The sequence below is a fragment of the Staphylococcus sp. HMSC34C02 genome, assembly GCF_001838705.1.
In the GTDB taxonomy this organism is placed as follows: domain Bacteria; phylum Bacillota; class Bacilli; order Staphylococcales; family Staphylococcaceae; genus Staphylococcus; species Staphylococcus borealis.
This window is the reverse complement of the sequence record NZ_KV838586.1, coordinates 78,787-95,693: the sequence shown is the minus strand read 5'-3', so window position 1 is coordinate 95,693 and position 16,907 is coordinate 78,787. Positions and strand designations below refer to the sequence as shown.

General features: G+C 32.9%; 16 protein-coding genes and 1 pseudogene. 14 read left to right on the top strand and 3 right to left on the bottom strand.

Annotated elements, in window-relative coordinates:
- Window positions 1-235: 235 nt before the first annotated feature.
- The gene (locus HMPREF3239_RS08200) at window positions 236-664 is read right to left on the bottom strand and encodes a magnetosome magnetite crystal formation protein family (RefSeq protein ID WP_053028594.1); all 429 of its coding nucleotides are present in this window, start codon (window positions 662-664) and stop codon (window positions 236-238) included.
- A 405-nt stretch (window positions 665-1,069) separates the two neighbouring features.
- Here HMPREF3239_RS08200 and HMPREF3239_RS08195 point away from each other — a divergent pair, with 405 nt between their 5' ends.
- Window positions 1,070-2,140: an NAD/NADP-dependent octopine/nopaline dehydrogenase family protein gene (locus HMPREF3239_RS08195; protein WP_070855299.1), complete on the top strand. Its 1,071-nt coding sequence runs from the start codon at window positions 1,070-1,072 to the stop codon at window positions 2,138-2,140.
- 105 nt (window positions 2,141-2,245) lie between these two features.
- Entirely contained in the window at window positions 2,246-3,652 is a 1,407-nt protein-coding gene (nhaC, locus tag HMPREF3239_RS08190) for a Na+/H+ antiporter NhaC (RefSeq protein WP_070855298.1), read from the top strand.
- A 525-nt stretch (window positions 3,653-4,177) separates the two neighbouring features.
- Here nhaC and HMPREF3239_RS08185 read toward each other — a convergent pair.
- Complete coding sequence (locus HMPREF3239_RS08185; protein ID WP_070855297.1) at window positions 4,178-4,942, bottom strand: CHAP domain-containing protein; 765 nt, start codon at window positions 4,940-4,942, stop codon at window positions 4,178-4,180.
- An 802-nt stretch (window positions 4,943-5,744) separates the two neighbouring features.
- Between HMPREF3239_RS08185 and HMPREF3239_RS08180 the strand changes: the two genes are divergently transcribed.
- The 9 genes and pseudogenes from HMPREF3239_RS08180 to HMPREF3239_RS08140 all read left to right on the top strand — a co-directional run bounded on the left by HMPREF3239_RS08180 (window position 5,745) and on the right by HMPREF3239_RS08140 (window position 13,756).
- Window positions 5,745-6,467 carry an AraC family transcriptional regulator gene (locus HMPREF3239_RS08180; protein ID WP_239469344.1) on the top strand — a complete coding sequence of 241 codons (723 nt, stop codon included), beginning with the start codon at window positions 5,745-5,747 and terminating at the stop codon, window positions 6,465-6,467.
- Between the two features lie 255 nt (window positions 6,468-6,722).
- Complete coding sequence (locus HMPREF3239_RS08175) at window positions 6,723-7,457, top strand: transcriptional regulator, SarA/Rot family (protein ID WP_256323745.1); 735 nt, start codon at window positions 6,723-6,725, stop codon at window positions 7,455-7,457.
- A gap of 29 nt (window positions 7,458-7,486) precedes the next feature.
- The gene (locus tag HMPREF3239_RS08170; protein ID WP_070855295.1) at window positions 7,487-7,810 is read left to right on the top strand and encodes a PH domain-containing protein; all 324 of its coding nucleotides are present in this window, start codon (window positions 7,487-7,489) and stop codon (window positions 7,808-7,810) included.
- Between the two features lie 468 nt (window positions 7,811-8,278).
- Window positions 8,279-8,623, top strand: coding sequence for a transcriptional regulator, SarA/Rot family (locus HMPREF3239_RS08165; RefSeq protein WP_037549844.1), 345 nt, complete (start codon window positions 8,279-8,281; stop codon window positions 8,621-8,623).
- Window positions 8,624-8,782: 159 nt separating this feature from the next.
- Complete coding sequence (locus HMPREF3239_RS08160; protein ID WP_176747963.1) at window positions 8,783-9,925, top strand: acyl-CoA dehydrogenase family protein; 1,143 nt, start codon at window positions 8,783-8,785, stop codon at window positions 9,923-9,925.
- A gap of 256 nt (window positions 9,926-10,181) precedes the next feature.
- Window positions 10,182-11,099, top strand: coding sequence for an ABC transporter substrate-binding protein (locus HMPREF3239_RS08155; protein WP_053028587.1), 918 nt, complete (start codon window positions 10,182-10,184; stop codon window positions 11,097-11,099).
- A gap of 278 nt (window positions 11,100-11,377) precedes the next feature.
- Window positions 11,378-12,340: pseudogene (locus tag HMPREF3239_RS08150) on the top strand (nucleoside hydrolase).
- Between the two features lie 68 nt (window positions 12,341-12,408).
- Window positions 12,409-12,957, top strand: a complete 549-nt coding sequence (locus tag HMPREF3239_RS08145; protein ID WP_070855293.1) for a biotin transporter BioY — start codon at window positions 12,409-12,411, stop codon at window positions 12,955-12,957.
- A gap of 34 nt (window positions 12,958-12,991) precedes the next feature.
- Window positions 12,992-13,756 (top strand): GNAT family N-acetyltransferase, encoded by a 765-nt coding sequence (locus HMPREF3239_RS08140; protein WP_053028584.1) that lies wholly within the window; start codon window positions 12,992-12,994, stop codon window positions 13,754-13,756.
- A gap of 25 nt (window positions 13,757-13,781) precedes the next feature.
- On the opposite strand, the gene fdhD is transcribed toward HMPREF3239_RS08140, so the two are convergent.
- Window positions 13,782-14,585, bottom strand: coding sequence for a formate dehydrogenase accessory sulfurtransferase FdhD (gene fdhD / locus HMPREF3239_RS08135; protein ID WP_070855292.1), 804 nt, complete (start codon window positions 14,583-14,585; stop codon window positions 13,782-13,784).
- Window positions 14,586-14,787: 202 nt separating this feature from the next.
- On the opposite strand from fdhD, the gene modA reads away from it, so the two are divergent.
- From modA to HMPREF3239_RS08120, 3 genes are read left to right on the top strand one after another with little or no spacing between them, the layout of a single operon-like run.
- Window positions 14,788-15,582, top strand: coding sequence for a molybdate ABC transporter substrate-binding protein (gene modA / locus HMPREF3239_RS08130; protein WP_070855291.1), 795 nt, complete (start codon window positions 14,788-14,790; stop codon window positions 15,580-15,582).
- An 11-nt stretch (window positions 15,583-15,593) separates the two neighbouring features.
- Window positions 15,594-16,265 carry a molybdate ABC transporter permease subunit gene (gene modB, locus HMPREF3239_RS08125; protein WP_070855290.1) on the top strand — a complete coding sequence of 224 codons (672 nt, stop codon included), beginning with the start codon at window positions 15,594-15,596 and terminating at the stop codon, window positions 16,263-16,265.
- Entirely contained in the window at window positions 16,266-16,871 is a 606-nt protein-coding gene (locus tag HMPREF3239_RS08120) for an ATP-binding cassette domain-containing protein (RefSeq protein WP_053028580.1), read from the top strand. It begins immediately after the preceding gene.
- Window positions 16,872-16,907 lie beyond the last annotated feature (36 nt).

Here is a 16,907-nt window from a genome sequence, read left to right as displayed (position 1 = left end):
AGTCGCTCCCAACGACAAATCATACTTTAACAGATTTCAAACCCGTTATGTGCATTGTTACGTTTTCGTAAATGAAATACAAAAACCTTGAACAACTCCGTAATAAAGGGGTGCTCAAGGTTACGTAATGTAATAATGCTTGGAATATGCATGTATACTACATTATTCTTATATTTTGATAATGTTAACATATGATTTATGTTACAGGCATTTGTAACATTAGTTGGTACGCTATTTATTTAAAGAAACGAATTGATAACGGAACAACATACGCTTTTCCACTAAAATATTTCACACAAGCAACGATGTGGAATACGAAATATAAAATAGAAAGCACAAATAGCAAGATAGAAAGAATAAAGATTAATATTGTTACGATAATGATAACCGCTTCATTATTAACAGCATATATGAAGAATAACGGAACAATACAAATGCCAATGACAGCACTCCAAATGAAATATGAAATGAGCATGTTGAAGTAATTTTTTCCAGCTTTATCAACTAATTGTGATTCATTACGTTTAATAGCCCAAATAATAATCGGACCAATAATAGAAGTAAAAAAGCCTAATAAGAAGACTAACATTGCCATTAAACGCGCATCTTGCTCATTATCCCTCTGAATCGGAGAGTTGTGTGATTGATTATCATATTCTGACATAATAATACTCCTTTCAACTTATAATCATGTATCACTATTAATATAACAAAGTTACTTTAAAATGATTAGTTAATTTTAAAATTAATTTAAATTAATTTAGCGTGTTTAATTTTTTAAAAATAGGATATAGTTTAGCGTTGTATAAATTTAAGTACTAATTTGTTTAATAATGATTCATATGAATGATTTGGCAGTAGCTGACTGAATAAAAATGATGATGGCTTTAATTTATTTTTATTCTAGCCAACTTTGCCCGGGAGCGGGACTTGGAAACAGATAGTTATTTTGGACTGTCTTTTCAAGGTTAAATAGAAATCTAGTGAAGCGATGTAGATTTCTAACCTGCTCCCTTTATTTTTAATCAAAATGAGAGACAATAAGATAGTTTGAAAGGAAGTTATAATTATGAAAATAGCAGTAGTAGGATCAGGTAATGGTGCAGTAACAGCGGCAGTAGATATGGTGAATCAAGGCCATGATGTGAAATTATACTGTCGAAATTCATCTATTAAAAAGTTTAATCATGCATTAGAAAAGGGTGGCTTTGATTTTAACAATGAAGGTGCCGAATCATTTGTACCGTTTACTGACATCAGTGATGACATTGAATATGTCTTGAAAGACGCTGAACTTGTTCAAGTAATTATTCCTTCATCTTATATTGAATACTATGCGGAAATAATGGCTGAGCACGTGACGAATGATCAACTGATTTTCTTTAATATTGCAGCAGCGATGGCTTCAATCCGTTTTATTAATGTACTTGAGGATAGACATATCGAGGTTCAGCCTAAGTTTGCTGAAGCTAATACGCTAACGTACGGTACGCGTGTTGACTTTGAAGCAGCACGTGTAGATTTATCACTCAATGTACGTAAGGTGTTCTTCTCTACTTATAACAAGAAAGAACTTAGTGACAGCTTTGAAAAAGTGAGTCAAGTTTATCCATACCTCGTTAAAGAAGAAAACTTATGGAAGACAAATTTAGAAAATGGAAATCCAGAAGTACATCCTGGGCCAACATTATTAAATGTAGGTCGAATCGATTATGCAGATTCATTTGCCTTGTATAAGGAAGGAATCACGAAACACACTGTCAGATTATTACATGCGATTGAATTAGAACGTTTAACGTTAGGTCGTAAATTAGGGTTTGAACTCTTAACTGCGAAAGAGGCACGTATACAAAGAGGATATCTAGAGCGTAAAGACGAAGATGAACCATTAAATCGACTCTTTAATACGAGTCCTGTTTTCTCTCAAATTCCTGGACCTAATTCAGTTCAAAATCGTTACTTAACAGAAGATATCGCATATGGCTTAGTGCTATGGTCAAGTCTAGGACGAGCAATCGATGTTGAGACACCCAATATCGATGCGGTTATCATGATTGCGTCTACAATTTTAGAACGTGACTTTTTCGAAGAAGGTCTTAAAGTTGAAGAACTTGGTTTAGAAAAACTCGGTTTAGAATAATGAAAAGTTGAATAAACGATGTATACATGCATATTTAATTAATCATTCAAATAAATATTTAGCTATGAAAAGAGGTCATTAATCTAATAGAAACGAGGAATGTGTATGAAAAGACACCCATCGTTCTGGGAAGCAATATCTACAATCATCGTTATGGTTCTTGTCGTAACAATCGGATTTATAAAATTTAATATTCCAATTCAAGTGCTATTACTTATATCTTCTGCCTATGCTGCTTTAATTGCTTGGCGTGTAGGATTAAAGTGGGAAGATTTGGAAGAGGGTATTACTCGAAGGCTAACAACGGCAATGCCTGCAATATTTATTATCTTAGCAGTAGGCATTATTGTTGGTAGTTGGATGTATTCTGGAACTGTACCAGCTTTAATTTATTACGGTTTGAAATTTTTAAATCCACATTATTTTTTAGTTTCTGCATTTATCATTTCAGCAATTTGTAGTTTAGCCACAGGGACAGCATGGGGCTCTGCGTCTACTGCGGGTATTGCTTTGATATCTATTGCACATCAGCTGAATATCGACTTAGGTATGGCAGCAGGTGCTATTATTGCAGGTGCAGTTTTTGGTGATAAAATGTCACCATTATCAGATACTACCAATTTGGCTGCCTTAGTCACTAAGGTGAACATCTTTTCTCACATTAGGGCAATGATGTGGACGACCATACCGGCATCAATAATAGGGTTGATCGTATGGTTCTTTGCAGGATTAAATTCAAAAGGTGCAGTCAATACAAAGCAAATACATCAATTATTAAATGAACTTGATGGTATATATCATATTAATATATGGGTGTGGATACCTTTGTTAGTTATCATTATTTGCTTAGTGTGTCGAGTATCCACAGTACCCTCTATGTTAGCATCTAGTCTGAGTGCTGTTATTGTAGGTACATTAAATCATCACTTTAATATGGTTGATGGATTTAAAGCTATGTTTAACGGTTTTACACCTGCAATGACTGGTCATACCAATCTCTCTAACAATGCGACGTCGTTATTAGAACAAGGTGGCATGATGAGTATGACAGAAATACTTGTTACAATTTTCTGTGGTTATGCTTTCGCAGGTATTGTAGAGACATCAGGATGTTTAGATGTCATGTTAAATACAGTATCTAAAGGTGTAACATCAGTGGGGACGTTAATTTTAATAACGGTGATATGTTGCTTAATGTTAGTTTTTGCTGCTGGTGTAGCATCTATAGTCATTATCATGGTGGGTGTCTTAATGAAAGACATGTTTGTCGATATGGATTTGGATAAAACTAATTTATCAAGAACTTTAGAAGATTCTAGTACAATGGTATTGCCGTTAATACCTTGGGGAACTTCAGGAATTTATTACACACAACAATTGGGCGTATCTGTAGATCAATTCTTTATTTGGACAGTGCCGTGTTACTTATGTGCAATTCTAGCTATTGTTTATGGATTTTCAGGACTTGGTATTCGTAAATTAAACAACAAAAGTTATGTAAAAAATTCGTGAAAATATGTTTAATCATTTGTCAAAAGGATATATTCAAGTATGTTAAAACATTACATAGATATTTTTGTAGCGATGATATCTAATGCATTTAAGTTTTAACTGTAAATATCCTCAAAATATTTCATAGTAGTGGGTTCAATTTTTGTAGCGAGAATTGGATCCATGAACGATGACAAACGAATTTATTATTAGCACCATTATAGTAAAAGATATAACAAAGCAAGAAAGAATGAATTTGTTGGACATACATTAAGATTGGAAAGTATGGATTGTTACTTTCCAATCTTTTTTAATACGCTTAATTATATATCCAACAGGTCACAATATGATTAAACTTGTGCACATTAAAAAGGGAGCGGGACAGAATTCTTTTAAATTCGTTGTCCCACCCCCGCAAGGATGACTAGAACTGAGAAAAGCTCGATTTAAGCGTCTTCTCAGTTCAGTCAGCTACTGCGAATTTGCTAAATAGCATTATTATATTATTTATGTCCCAGACTGTTAATTTATTTGTTACGCATAAAATTAGTGAATGTAGTTGTATGCAGCAGCTTGGCTAGCTGAGATAGTACGTGAAGTAACAACACCAGCACCGTGACCGTAGTTCATTTCTGATACAGTAACTGAACCGTCACTACCAACGCTTTCAACATATGCTACGTGACCGTAAGCACCTTGAGAAGTTTGTAAAATAGCACCAGCTGATGGTGAATTGTTTACAGTGTAACCTGATGCAGCTGCAGCGCTTGCCCAGTTATTAGCATTGCCCCAAGTAGAACCGATTTTACCGCCTACTCTATCAAATACATAGTATGTACATTGACCAGCAGTGTATAAGTTACTACCTGAACTTGAAGCTCTTGAAATTGACACACCATTAGATTGTGATGATGGCGCAGTAGTTGTAGTTACTTTAATGTTACGATCTGAAGTTGAGTAGCTTGCACCTAAACCACCAGTTTGTTGTGTGTTTGAACTATATGATTGTGTGTTATTGTCATAGTAATTGTAGTTATAGTTATTGTAATTATTGTAATTATTGTAGTTATATGAATAGTTGTAGTTTGAATAATTTGATTGACTAGAGTGATTTACTTGATTTGGGCTCCAGTTACCTTTCCAAGTGTAATGATAGTTACCTTGTTGGTCGATAGTGTAAGAGTAGCTGTATGAAGTTGGATCATTTGGATTGTAACCTTGTTCAGCTGCATGTGCCTCATGACCATGTCCAGCGATAGCGATTGTTGCAACTCCTGCAGTAGCGATTGTAGCTGTAGCGATTTTTTTCATTGTAAAATTTCCTCCTGAGAATTAAATTAATATTTTATATTTAATAGTCATTTGATGACCCTTGAGTCCAGTTTTTAATAAGTTTCTTAACGACAAGAAATACTTTATCAGAAAAAAATCATTTTGTGTGCGTTGTTATCATTTTGTAATTTTTTGCTAATAAATAGTGTTGAGATAAATACAATAAGTAATTTTTTGTAATATTAAAAAACGCTGTTATAGCAACGTTTTAAAAAATATATGAAAAAGATACTCATTTCTCTGTAACATTTTTGTAAAGTAACAGCAAAAAATAAATTTGATATAAAATTAATAGAATTCATTATTTTTGTATTGTTTTTACAATAAGTATCTGAATCATCTTTTAATTTAATTGTATTATTACTCTCTCGCAGGCGTGTTAAAGCAATTTATAATATTTGATATTATAAAAATCATTTTGGATATAAAAATCGTTATATAAGATAATAAAATGATATAATTGGTTAAAAGTTTGCTACTGATAATACCGAAATAAACCATACAATTATATATGAAGATAGACATTCGATTAAATGCGTTAAAATTAGAGAAACGTTAATGATGCAGCAATAGTTATTAGAGTTATGGGGGATAATTTATTATTTCTGTTTATGTCATGTCTTTATATATTATAAAGTGAGAGGACGTACGTATGATTAATAACTTTTCGGTAAAACTTTTAAAAGATATAAAGATAAGCAAGCAAAAGGAATCGAATATTAAATTAATCTATTGGCTGAAAGGGTCAGGACGAGTAAATTTAAATTTAGAGAGATTTCAGATGCAAGAAAGAGATTTATTATTTGTGATGCTAAATGATATTTACTCGATTGAAAGCGAAGATGGTGCGATCGTCGCAAACATTGAAATAGCATTCAAAGATTATTTGAAGTTTGCTGATGATTATATTAAGTCAAATGGCTATAAATTTTCTTCTATAGAAAGAAGTCAAATAGAACCATTTATTCTAAATATACTGGAATTTGAAAGTAGACAACCACACAAATTACAAATAAAAGATAAGCTTGTTAAACATTTATGTGTAGAATTAGGATATTTGCAAAGAAAACAACGTGTTCATTACAAATTAGAAAATGCTTTAGTTGATAAGGTACACGAGTATGTTATTGAACATCACAGTACTAAGATTAGTCGTCAGGACATGGCAAACGCACTCAATATGTCAGCTAAAGAATTAAGTAAAGTTATCAAATATCACACACCTTATCGTAATATAACGCAATATATAAATGATGTTAGATTAAAATTATGTTTAATAGACATCTTAATCAGTAATCATTTGATTCAAGACATTGCGTTCAAGCATGGGTTCAATCATCTTCCACATTTTATCGCTTTATTTAATAAAAGGTATGGTAACACACCTGGTCAAATTCGAACTAAAAATCAGTCACATCAATACCAATCATTGAATCAATCAGAAATACCGTTTGATGAAACAACCCAGTTATTAATTGCTGAAGCCAAAGCGCATTACAGTTAAAATAACCTATCAGAAGTCATCAATCACTGTTATGATTGCGTATGCGTAAGTACGACCTACTGATTCACAAAATATAAAGATGAAGTTGTTTTATTGAAAGAGTCATGTAAATGTCTATCTTTGAAAAGGTTGGGTAGGAATAGTGGTGTATCATTGCTATGTTCAAAGTAATCTTAATCATTTTATACGGTTAAGCGATTTGCCATAGATGCTTTCGATAGCCCAATCTAAAGATTGTGTCATGAGGTGATAGGTATGGTGGATAAGCATAAGTTAGAAACATTATTGTTTTATCTGGTTTTTATGAAGGCGGTAGGTGAGGTGCTAAAGTATAGCTACCAATTAAAGTTTGAACAATTAAAAACATTAAATGAAGTCATTAATTATTATCATGTTCATCATCAAGGTATTTATATAGATGAATTAATCACGTATCAATCTATTTCAAAAAGACAAATAAGACATCATTTAGAGCACTTGTACCATTTGGGATGGATTATTAAATTGCGTGATCATAATGATCAAAGACGCTTATTATTTCTCCCATCAACAAACTGTCAGGATAAACTCAATACGATGTTTTCTGAAATTAATGAAATGGTAAAAGTGAAAAACTTTGCATGTATAATAGAAAGTACCCATTACAATTCATTGAAATATGTCATCACTATTTTTGATGCACGATATAAAGTCCAAATGTTAGCGAAGGAATTTAATCTGAGTTTAGATGAACTGATTTTATTAGGAGCGTTCATTTCGAATCGGCAAGTCATTTCATTAAAAGAGATTCAATCTATGTCTTATCGATACTTAATATGTATAAACGCAGTTATTAATGAACTTTATCATAAAGGGTATTTAGAGAAATATCGTAATTCGATAGATGAACGTATTGTAAACATAAAATTTAGTGAATCACGAGCATATGAAACCTATCAAATATTTGTTAAATGTTACAATAAATTCCAAGAGGAAATGAGATTGATTTAATAAACATAATAGGTAAGGAGAATGAATGCATGATTTTAGATAATGTGAATCCCGATGATTTGTTCCCAACAGAGTCTAAAGGGCCTTCTGTACTAGGGATGATTGAGTATAACGTTCAAGGACAAAGTGAGTTTGAAGGTGCGTTTATTGCTACCTCTGAAAGATTAATTATGAATGTAGATATGAATGGACAATTCTATTATAGAAATATTCCATACAATGAAATAGAAGCAATTGAATTTGATGGTAAAGATTTAGTGTTTACTTTTAACATTGGGAAAGTACCAATGAAACAAATTCAAACAAAAGAGATTCAACCATTTGTTGATTATGTGAATGCTAAAATTAAATAACAATAAAATGGCAGTATTAGATAATTAAGGGATAAAAAAACAGTTATTAACTATTTTTTCAGTTAGTTTAAGTCTTTAATATATAGAAAGAACGAAATAAAAAATTAATATAACGAAGCGACATTGCAAATATATCGTAGCTGACTGAATTGAGACAGCGATTTAAAGAAGCTGTGTTCAACGCGAATCATCTTTGTTAGGAGTGGGACAATGAATTCAAAAAGAGTTCTGTCGCACTCCTTTTTTATATTCTATTAACTAGCAATTAAGACAAATTGATTATGTGTAATTTAATTGATGGAACGTGTTATTGATATATAATATCATTTTAATTTCATAAAAATATTGAAATATTATACTTAAATGTTATAAAATAAATTTTATAGCATAAGAAATGTTTGGTAAGTAATAAATAGTAGACATGAACCTTGTAGCAACAAGACGTACATCAGAGGAGTGGTTTAGGATATGGGACAAATTAAAGACATCAATGATTTAGTTAACGCAACATTTCAAGTTAAAAAGTTCTTCAAAGACACTAAAAAGAAATATAATTTAAATTATGAAGAGGTTTATATTTTAAATTATATTGCAAGAAGTAAAACAAATGAAATAACTTCGAAGGAAATTGCAACGTATTCAGAGTTTAAACCTTATTACTTAACTAAAGCATTACAAAAGTTAAAAGATTTACAGTTACTTTCAAAAAAGCGTAGCATACAAGATGAAAGAATAGTTATTGTTTATGTAACAGATGAACAACGAGACAAGATTAATAAACTGATTGCTGAATTAGAAAAGTACATCAAGTAATTCATGTTTATTCATGAGAAGACTTAAGTATTGAGATATTCAATCTCTCTGACTTAAGTCTTTTTATATTGCTATCTGAACGTGGTTAACTTTCATTTTAAAATGTTGAGTGATAAACTAGGTTTAAATAACAATGACAATGAACAGGTGATATAATTGATCAATTCAGTTCTGATTAACACAGATATACAAAGAAAATGGATACAAAAGTTTCAATCAATTGAGGAAACTTTTAAAAAAAGAGCAGGAGAAAATGATAAACAATCGAGATTCCCATTTGAGAATATTGAATGGTTAGTGCAAGAAGGATATAGCATACTTACGTTACCCGTTGAATATGGCGGTGAAGGCGCGACTATTGAAGATATGGTTGTGTTACAAACGTATTTAGGAGCAATTGATGGTGCAACGGCGTTATCAATCGGTTGGCATTTAAGTGTCATAGGACAAATATATGAACAATCAATGTGGAATCAAGATATGCTGGATCGTTTTGCTAAAGAAATTAAAAATGGTGCTTTAGTCAATAGAGCAGTAAGTGAAGCGGATACAGGTAGCCCTACTCGTGGTGGCAGACCTGCAACGCATGCAGTTAAGCAAGATGATGGCTATCTATTAAATGGTGTTAAAACGTTCACATCAATGAGCAAAGCGTTGACACACTATATTGTCGCCGCTTATGTCGATGACTTGCAAGAAGTAGGATTTTTCTTAGTGCCTAGAGCCACTGAGGGCTTAGAAATTGCCGATAATTGGAATATGGTAGGTATGAGAGCAACAGAAAGTCACGATTTAGTATTAAATGATGTGTGGGTACCGAATGACTTTTTTGTTGAGTCAAAACGAAAACCGCAACCGAATGGATGGATATTGCACATTCCTAGCACTTATTTAGGCATTGCTCAGGCGGCAAGAGATTATGCAATCAATTTCGCAACAACGTATGGTCCAAATAGTATAGAAGGTACGATTAGTCATTTGCCAACTGTACAACAAAATATTGGTAAAATGGAGTCGCTATTATTATCAGCTCGTCATTTCTTATGGAGTACTGCTAAAGGCTATAATCATCCAGAAAATCAACCTAAGTTATGGAATGAAACATCTGCGAGTAAAGTACTAGTAATGAATCAAGGGTTAGAAGTAGTTGATTTAGCGATGAGAATCGTTGGCGCGAAGAGTCTTGAAATGGAACGACCATTGCAACGTTATTACCGTGATATGAGAGCTGGATTACACAATCCACCTATGGAGGATGCCGCTTATACTAACATAGCTAAATCTGTGTGCAATTTATTTTAAATAGTGTAAATAAGGTAAGTATAAGAGAATGGGAAAAAATAATAGTATGAAGTAGTAGTTGATCGAACAGAGAAGATGCTTAAATCAAGCTTTTCTCAGTAGCGATGAGCTTTGCGGGGGGAGTGGAACAACAATTTTAAAATAATGTGTTCCACTCTTTTTTAATTTATAAATAATTTAAAATTTTATTGTAAAACGTCGCATTGTAGGATATAATTTTGTTGAAATTGATAATCGTTTTCAACAGGAGGATGTTATGAAGAAATTAATTTTACCATTACTAGTTCTAATCATCGTTTTAGCTGCATGTGGTAATAACGGTGGTTCGGGTAAATCTGATTCAAAAGAAGAAACAAAATCATATAAATTAGATAGTGGAAAGACGATAGATATTCCTAAAGATCCTAAACGTATTGCTGTCGTTGCACCTACATTTGCAGGTGGTTTACATAAATTAGGCGCGAATATTGTTGCGGTTAACAATCAAGTTGATCAAAGCCCAATTTTAAAAGAGAAATTTAAAGATACAACAAAAATTGGTGAAGCTGACGTTGAAAAAGTGGCTAAGAAAAAACCAGATTTAATTATTGTTTACTCTACAGATAAAAATATCAAAAAATATGAAAAAATCGCACCAACGATTGTTGTTGATTATGGTAAACACAAATACCTTGAACAACAAGAAATGTTAGGTAAGATTATGGGTAAAGAAGACGAAGTTAAAAAATGGGAAGAAAAATGGAAGAAACAAACTGAAAAAGATGGCAAAGAAATCAAAGATGCAATTGGTAAGGACGCAACAGTTTCTATCTTAGATGAATTTGACAAGAAAGTTTACACTTACGGCGACAACTGGGGGCGTGGTGGAGAAGTATTATATCAAGCATTTGGTTTGAATATGCCTAAAGGCCAACAAGATTTAGTTAAAAAAGAAGGTTGGGCTGAAGTCAGTCAAGAAAAAATTGAAGACGTAGCTGGTGACTATATCGTCTCAACAGGAGAAGGTAAATCTAAACCAAGTTATGAGACAACAAACATCTGGAAAAACTTGCCAGCAGTTAAAAATGGTAACGTGATTGAAGTTAAGGCTGAAACATATTGGTATAATGACCCTTACACACTTGACTTTATGCGAAAAGATTTAAAAGACAAATTAATTGAAGCTAGTAAATAATAGAATATAGAGACGACGATCAATTTTTTATGATATTTTAAGAGCCTGGGACATCAATCAATGTTTTAGGCTCTTAAAATATATTGGCAGTCGTTGACTAACATAACAGTGCACTTGCAACAAGCTTCTTTTAATTTTAGGCAACCTTACTGAAAGGGCCCAACACAAAGCATTTCATCAAGAAAGTCTACAAGCTAAGCAAGTTGAGAGCGGAACAACAAAATAAATTTTTGGGAAAATATCATTTCTGTCCCGCTTTATTTACTATTTACATAATAATGGGAGGAATCACTTTGACTAAAGTATATTTTAACCACGATGGTGGTGTAGATGATTTAATATCTTTATTTTTATTATTACAAATGGAAGATATTGATTTAGTTGGTGTAAGTACAATAGGAGCAGATTGCTATTTAGAACCGTCTGTTAGTGCTTCATGTAAAATTATTAATCGATTTTCTAATGCATCATTACAAGTTGCGCCATCATATGAACGTGGTGCCAATCCTTTTCCGAAAGAGTGGAGAATGCATGCATTCTTTATGGATGCATTGCCGATATTGAATGAATAAACGACGAATCAACAATCTGGCATGAGCAACCTAGAAGCGTATGAGGATATTATACGCGTATTGAGCGAGTCAACAGAAAAGATAACACTATTGTTTACGGGACCATTAACAGATTTGGCTAAAGCACTTAAAATTGATCCAAGCATTCAGAAGAATATTGATAAATTAGTATGGATGGGAGGGACTTTTCTTGAAAAAGGCAATGTGGAAGAGCCAGAACATGATGGTACAGCTGAATGGAACGCATTTTGGGATCCAGAGGCGGTAAAAGTAGTATTTGATAGTGACATTGCTATAGATATGGTGGCTTTAGAAAGCACGAATCAAGTGCCATTAACATTAGATATTCGACAAATGTGGGCAAACGAACGTCATTATTCAGGCGTTGATTTTCTAGGCGTTAGTTATGCGGCAGTCCCACCTTTGACTCATTTTATAACTAATTCAACTTACTTTTTATGGGATGTCCTAACCACTGCTTATGTTGGTAATCCTGAATTGGTTCAATCAATAACAAAGCATGTTGATGTTGAACATCAAGGACCAAGTCAAGGGCGTACATATGTGACAGAAAAAGGTCGTCCTGTCCAAGTTGTTACGAGTGTAAATCATGATGACTTCTTTAAATATATTACGCAGTTAGCTAAAAAAGTAGATTCTCCTTCATAAATGTAAACTTTTTATTTTATAAAGTTTACATTAGTGGTATAATCATCTTCGTAGAAGGAGGATACAACATGAATACAAGAAATTTAGTTTACACAGCTTTAATGACAGCGATTATTTGTGTTTTAGGATTGGTTCCGGGCATTCCGCTTCCGATTATGCCAGTACCTATCGTATTACAAAATATTGGTATATTTTTAGCAGGTATGATATTAGGTAAAAAATATGGGACACTCAGTGTCATAGTCTTTTTACTATTAGCTGCTGCAGGTTTACCAGTTCTTTCAGGTGGACGTGGAGGAATCGGCGTATTTGCAGGACCATCAGCAGGATTCTTATTCTTATATCCGGTTGTTGCGTTTGGTATTGGTTTTGTAAGAGATCAATATTTTAATAAAATCAATTTTGCCGTATTATTTGTTACTACATTAGTAATTGGTGTTTTATTTTTAGATATCGTCGGTACAATTATTATGGGCTTCATTATACATATTCCAGTAAGTAAAGCCTTCTTATTGTCATTTACTTTTATGCCAGGAGATATCATTAAAGCCATCATTGCAAGTTTAATTGGCGTAACACTTTTAAATCATTCACGCTTCAAAAGTTTGATACAATAAGTCTAACAAATGAACGAGGCAGGTGGATGTAGTGATGTCGAATATATCAATCCGAAACATTGCTCAAGAGGGGCATCTATATCATGAAGATGAACGAATAATGATTTACTTAACACCTTCACAACCTTTGAAATATGATACAAATAAGTGGGTGTATAAAGAAATGCCAACTATAGAACAGTGGCATAAAGATATGACTACACAGTATGAATTGCATGAGCAACAGCATTCGAATCATTTAGCGTTTACTTTTCCAGAGAATGAAAGATTGGAAGAAGTATGGAAAAATGCAATTGAAAAAGAAGGATTTCAACTAGGTTTACTTGAATTCTATATTATAGAAGGTAATGAATTAACACGCTTACCTAGTCGAAAAGATGTTGTGATTGAAGAGGTAAATGAAAGCAATATGGAAGATTATTTGAATATTTATTATTCATTTGCCTTGCCTTATGGTAAGCCGTTTGCGATTGAGAGTGTCAATGATACGAGACGGACAATTCAGCATAAAAAAGATAACATATGCCGACTAATAGCCTACGTTGACAAAGCACCTGTAGGTACTGTTGATGTGATTGAAACTGAGGAAACTATCGAAATTGATAGTTTTGGTGTTATGGAAAACTATCGAAGACAGGGTGTTGGATCAACTTTGCAAGCACATATAGGCAGCATAGCAAATGAACGTCCAGTTATACTCGTAGCTGATGGAGAAGATACAGCCAAAGATATGTACACGAAACAAGGTTACACGTATCAAAGCTTTGTGTATCATATCATCAAAGAAGATGTAAAATAAAAAGGCCACTGACGCATTTGGAAGATTAATCCAATGTGTCAGTGGCTTTAATACGTTCTGGATGACTATAAACATTAAAGTTGCCATCTCTAATAAAACCAATTGCAGTTATATTTAAATCATTAGCTAACGTAATCGCTAACGTAGTAGGTGCAGATTTGGATAAAATGACGCCTACACCTATTTTAGCCGCCTTTAATAATATTTCCGATGAAATACGCCCACTAAAAATAAGGACCTTATTTCTGACAGGTATATGTCTTTCAAGACAAAATCCGTAAAGCTTATCGAGCGCATTGTGACGGCCGATATCTTGTCTATGTTCAAAAAATTCATCACCATCACTAATGGCAGCATTATGCAAACCACCTGTTTGTTTAAACAATGTACTAGCGGATTGTAGCCCAGTCATCATATTGAGCACTTGTTTCGGCGTTAATGTAATTTTGGACATTGAGGTTTTAGCGATAGCTGCATCATTGTGAAAGTAAAATTCTCTACTTTTTCCGCAACATGATGCAATCATACGTTTAGTTGAATACTCAAAACGGTCGCCTAAATCTTTAGTTAACTCTACATGTGCGAAACCTTTACTATCATCTATTTGCAAAGCGCGTATTTCTTCTTTTTTATAAATAGCTCCCTCAGAAGCTAAAAATCCCACTACAAGTTCTTCCATATGTGTTGGACTACAAATGACAGTAGCAAATTCTGTGCCATTAACAATAATTGTCAATGGAAATTCTGTAACATAGCTATCTGTTGTATTGATGAGTTGCCCATCTTCATAGCGGAGGATAGATTGCCCTTGTAATACATCTTTATCCATTTTTTATTTCTCCTTTAGGCATATATAACTCTATATTAAAACTTTTGAACATTATTTGAAAAGATTTAAATTACATATAAATTATTGATAGTATATTAAATATATTTAATAATATGAAGATTAGGTGAAATTTATCATTTTATACCTTTTAAAAGCTATAAATAAGCGTATAATAAGTGGTATAAAAGGAGGGGGTTGTGAAATGAAACTTAAGCATTTCATGGCAGTTATTATTACATTAGTTATTATTTTAGCAGGATGTTCAAATTCTGGTAGCAATGATAGTGGAAATAAATCATCTGACTCAAGCAAAAAAGATAGTGACAACAAACAAGAATTACAAATTTCGGCAGCAGCTAGCTTAGGTGATGTAAGTAAAGCATTAGAGAAAGAATTTAAAAAAGATCACAAAAATGTTGATGTGAGCTTTAACTATGGTGGTTCTGGTGCATTAAGACAACAAATTGAAAAAGGTGCCCCAGCTGACGTATTCATGTCTGCGAACACTAAAGATGTTGATATGCTAAAAGATAAAGACAAAGCACACGATACATACAAATATGCACATAATAAGCTTGTCTTAGTTGGAGATAAAAATAGCGACAAAACATCAGTTAAAGATTTAGAAGATAATGAAAAATTAGCAATTGGTGAAGTTAAAACAGTTCCAGCTGGTAAATATGCGAAACAATATCTAGAAGATCAAGGTTTATATAATGACGTTAAAGATCATTTAGTTTATGCCAAAGACGTTAAACAAGTATTAAATTATGTTGAAAAAGGCAATGCCGAAATGGGCTTTGTTTATGAAACAGATTTATATACTGACAACAAAAAAACAGATAAAGTAAATGAAATTAAAGAAGCAGAACTTAAAAAACCAATCACGTATGAAGCAGGTGCAACTTCAGATAAAAAGCTTGCGAAAGAGTGGATGGACTTCTTAAAATCTGACAAAGCGAAAGATATCTTAAAAGAGTATCATTTCGAAGTTTAGGAGAGTGAAGAATGCCTGAATTAACACCTTTTTGGATATCGATTCAAGTAGCCGTCATAAGTACGATTATTGTAACAGTACTAGGTATTTTTATATGTCGATTGCTTTATAAGGGAAAAGGGCATCTTACTAAACTCCTTGAAAGTTTTATATTATTACCCATTGTTCTACCGCCAACGGTGCTAGGGTTTATCTTACTCATAATATTTTCTCCTAGAAGTGTTGTAGGACAATTTTTTGAAGAGGTACTACATCTTCCGGTAGTATTCACAATGACAGGTGCAGTTATTGCATCTGTCATTGTTAGTTTTCCGTTAATGTATCAACACACGATTCAAGGATTTAGAAGTATTAACCCTAAAATGTTAAATACTGCTCGTACCATGGGGGCAAGTGAAAATAAAATATTCTATCGCTTAATTTTACCGTTATCTAAACGTTCAATCATTGCGGGGATTATGATGAGTTTTGCTCGTGCAATTGGAGAATTTGGTGCAACATTAATGGTTGCAGGTTACATACCAAATAAAACGAACACGTTACCACTTGAGATATACTTTTTAGTGGAACAAGGTAGAGAAAACCAAGCTTGGTTATGGGTGCTTGTGTTAGTCGCATTTTCAATTACTGTAATAGGTGTATTGAATTTTGCTAATAAAGATAAATATAGGGAGGTAGATTAGATGTTAGAGTTAAAACTACAATATCAATTAAAGAAGACGTTTATTGATATTAACATTCATGATACTGTCCCTAAAATTTATGCAATACGAGGACCTTCAGGTATAGGTAAAACGACAGTATTGAATATGATAGCAGGTTTAAGAAAACCGGATAAAGCATATATTAAAATAAATGATAGACTTATCACTGATACTGAACATAAAGTGAACGTGAAAATCCAAGAGCGTCATATTGGTTATTTATTTCAAGATTACCAATTATTTCCGAACATGACAGTGAATAAGAATATCACTTTTATGGCTAAACCATCTGTTCATATAGATGACTTAATGGATCGTCTAAATATTCATCATTTAAGCGCGCAATATCCAGCGACGCTTTCAGGAGGCGAATCTCAACGTGTTGCATTAGCACGTACATTAAGTACGAAGCCAGATTTAATTTTATTAGATGAACCCTTTTCAAGTTTAGATGATGCGACAAGAGATGAGGGAATCAAGTTAATCAAACGTATTTTTAAAGAATGGAAGATACCTATCATCTTTGTTACACATTCTAATTTTGAAGCTGAAGTTTTAGCGGATAAAATCATAAAGATAGGGTAATAAGAGGCTGAGACATAAATAATATCATGAAGCTAT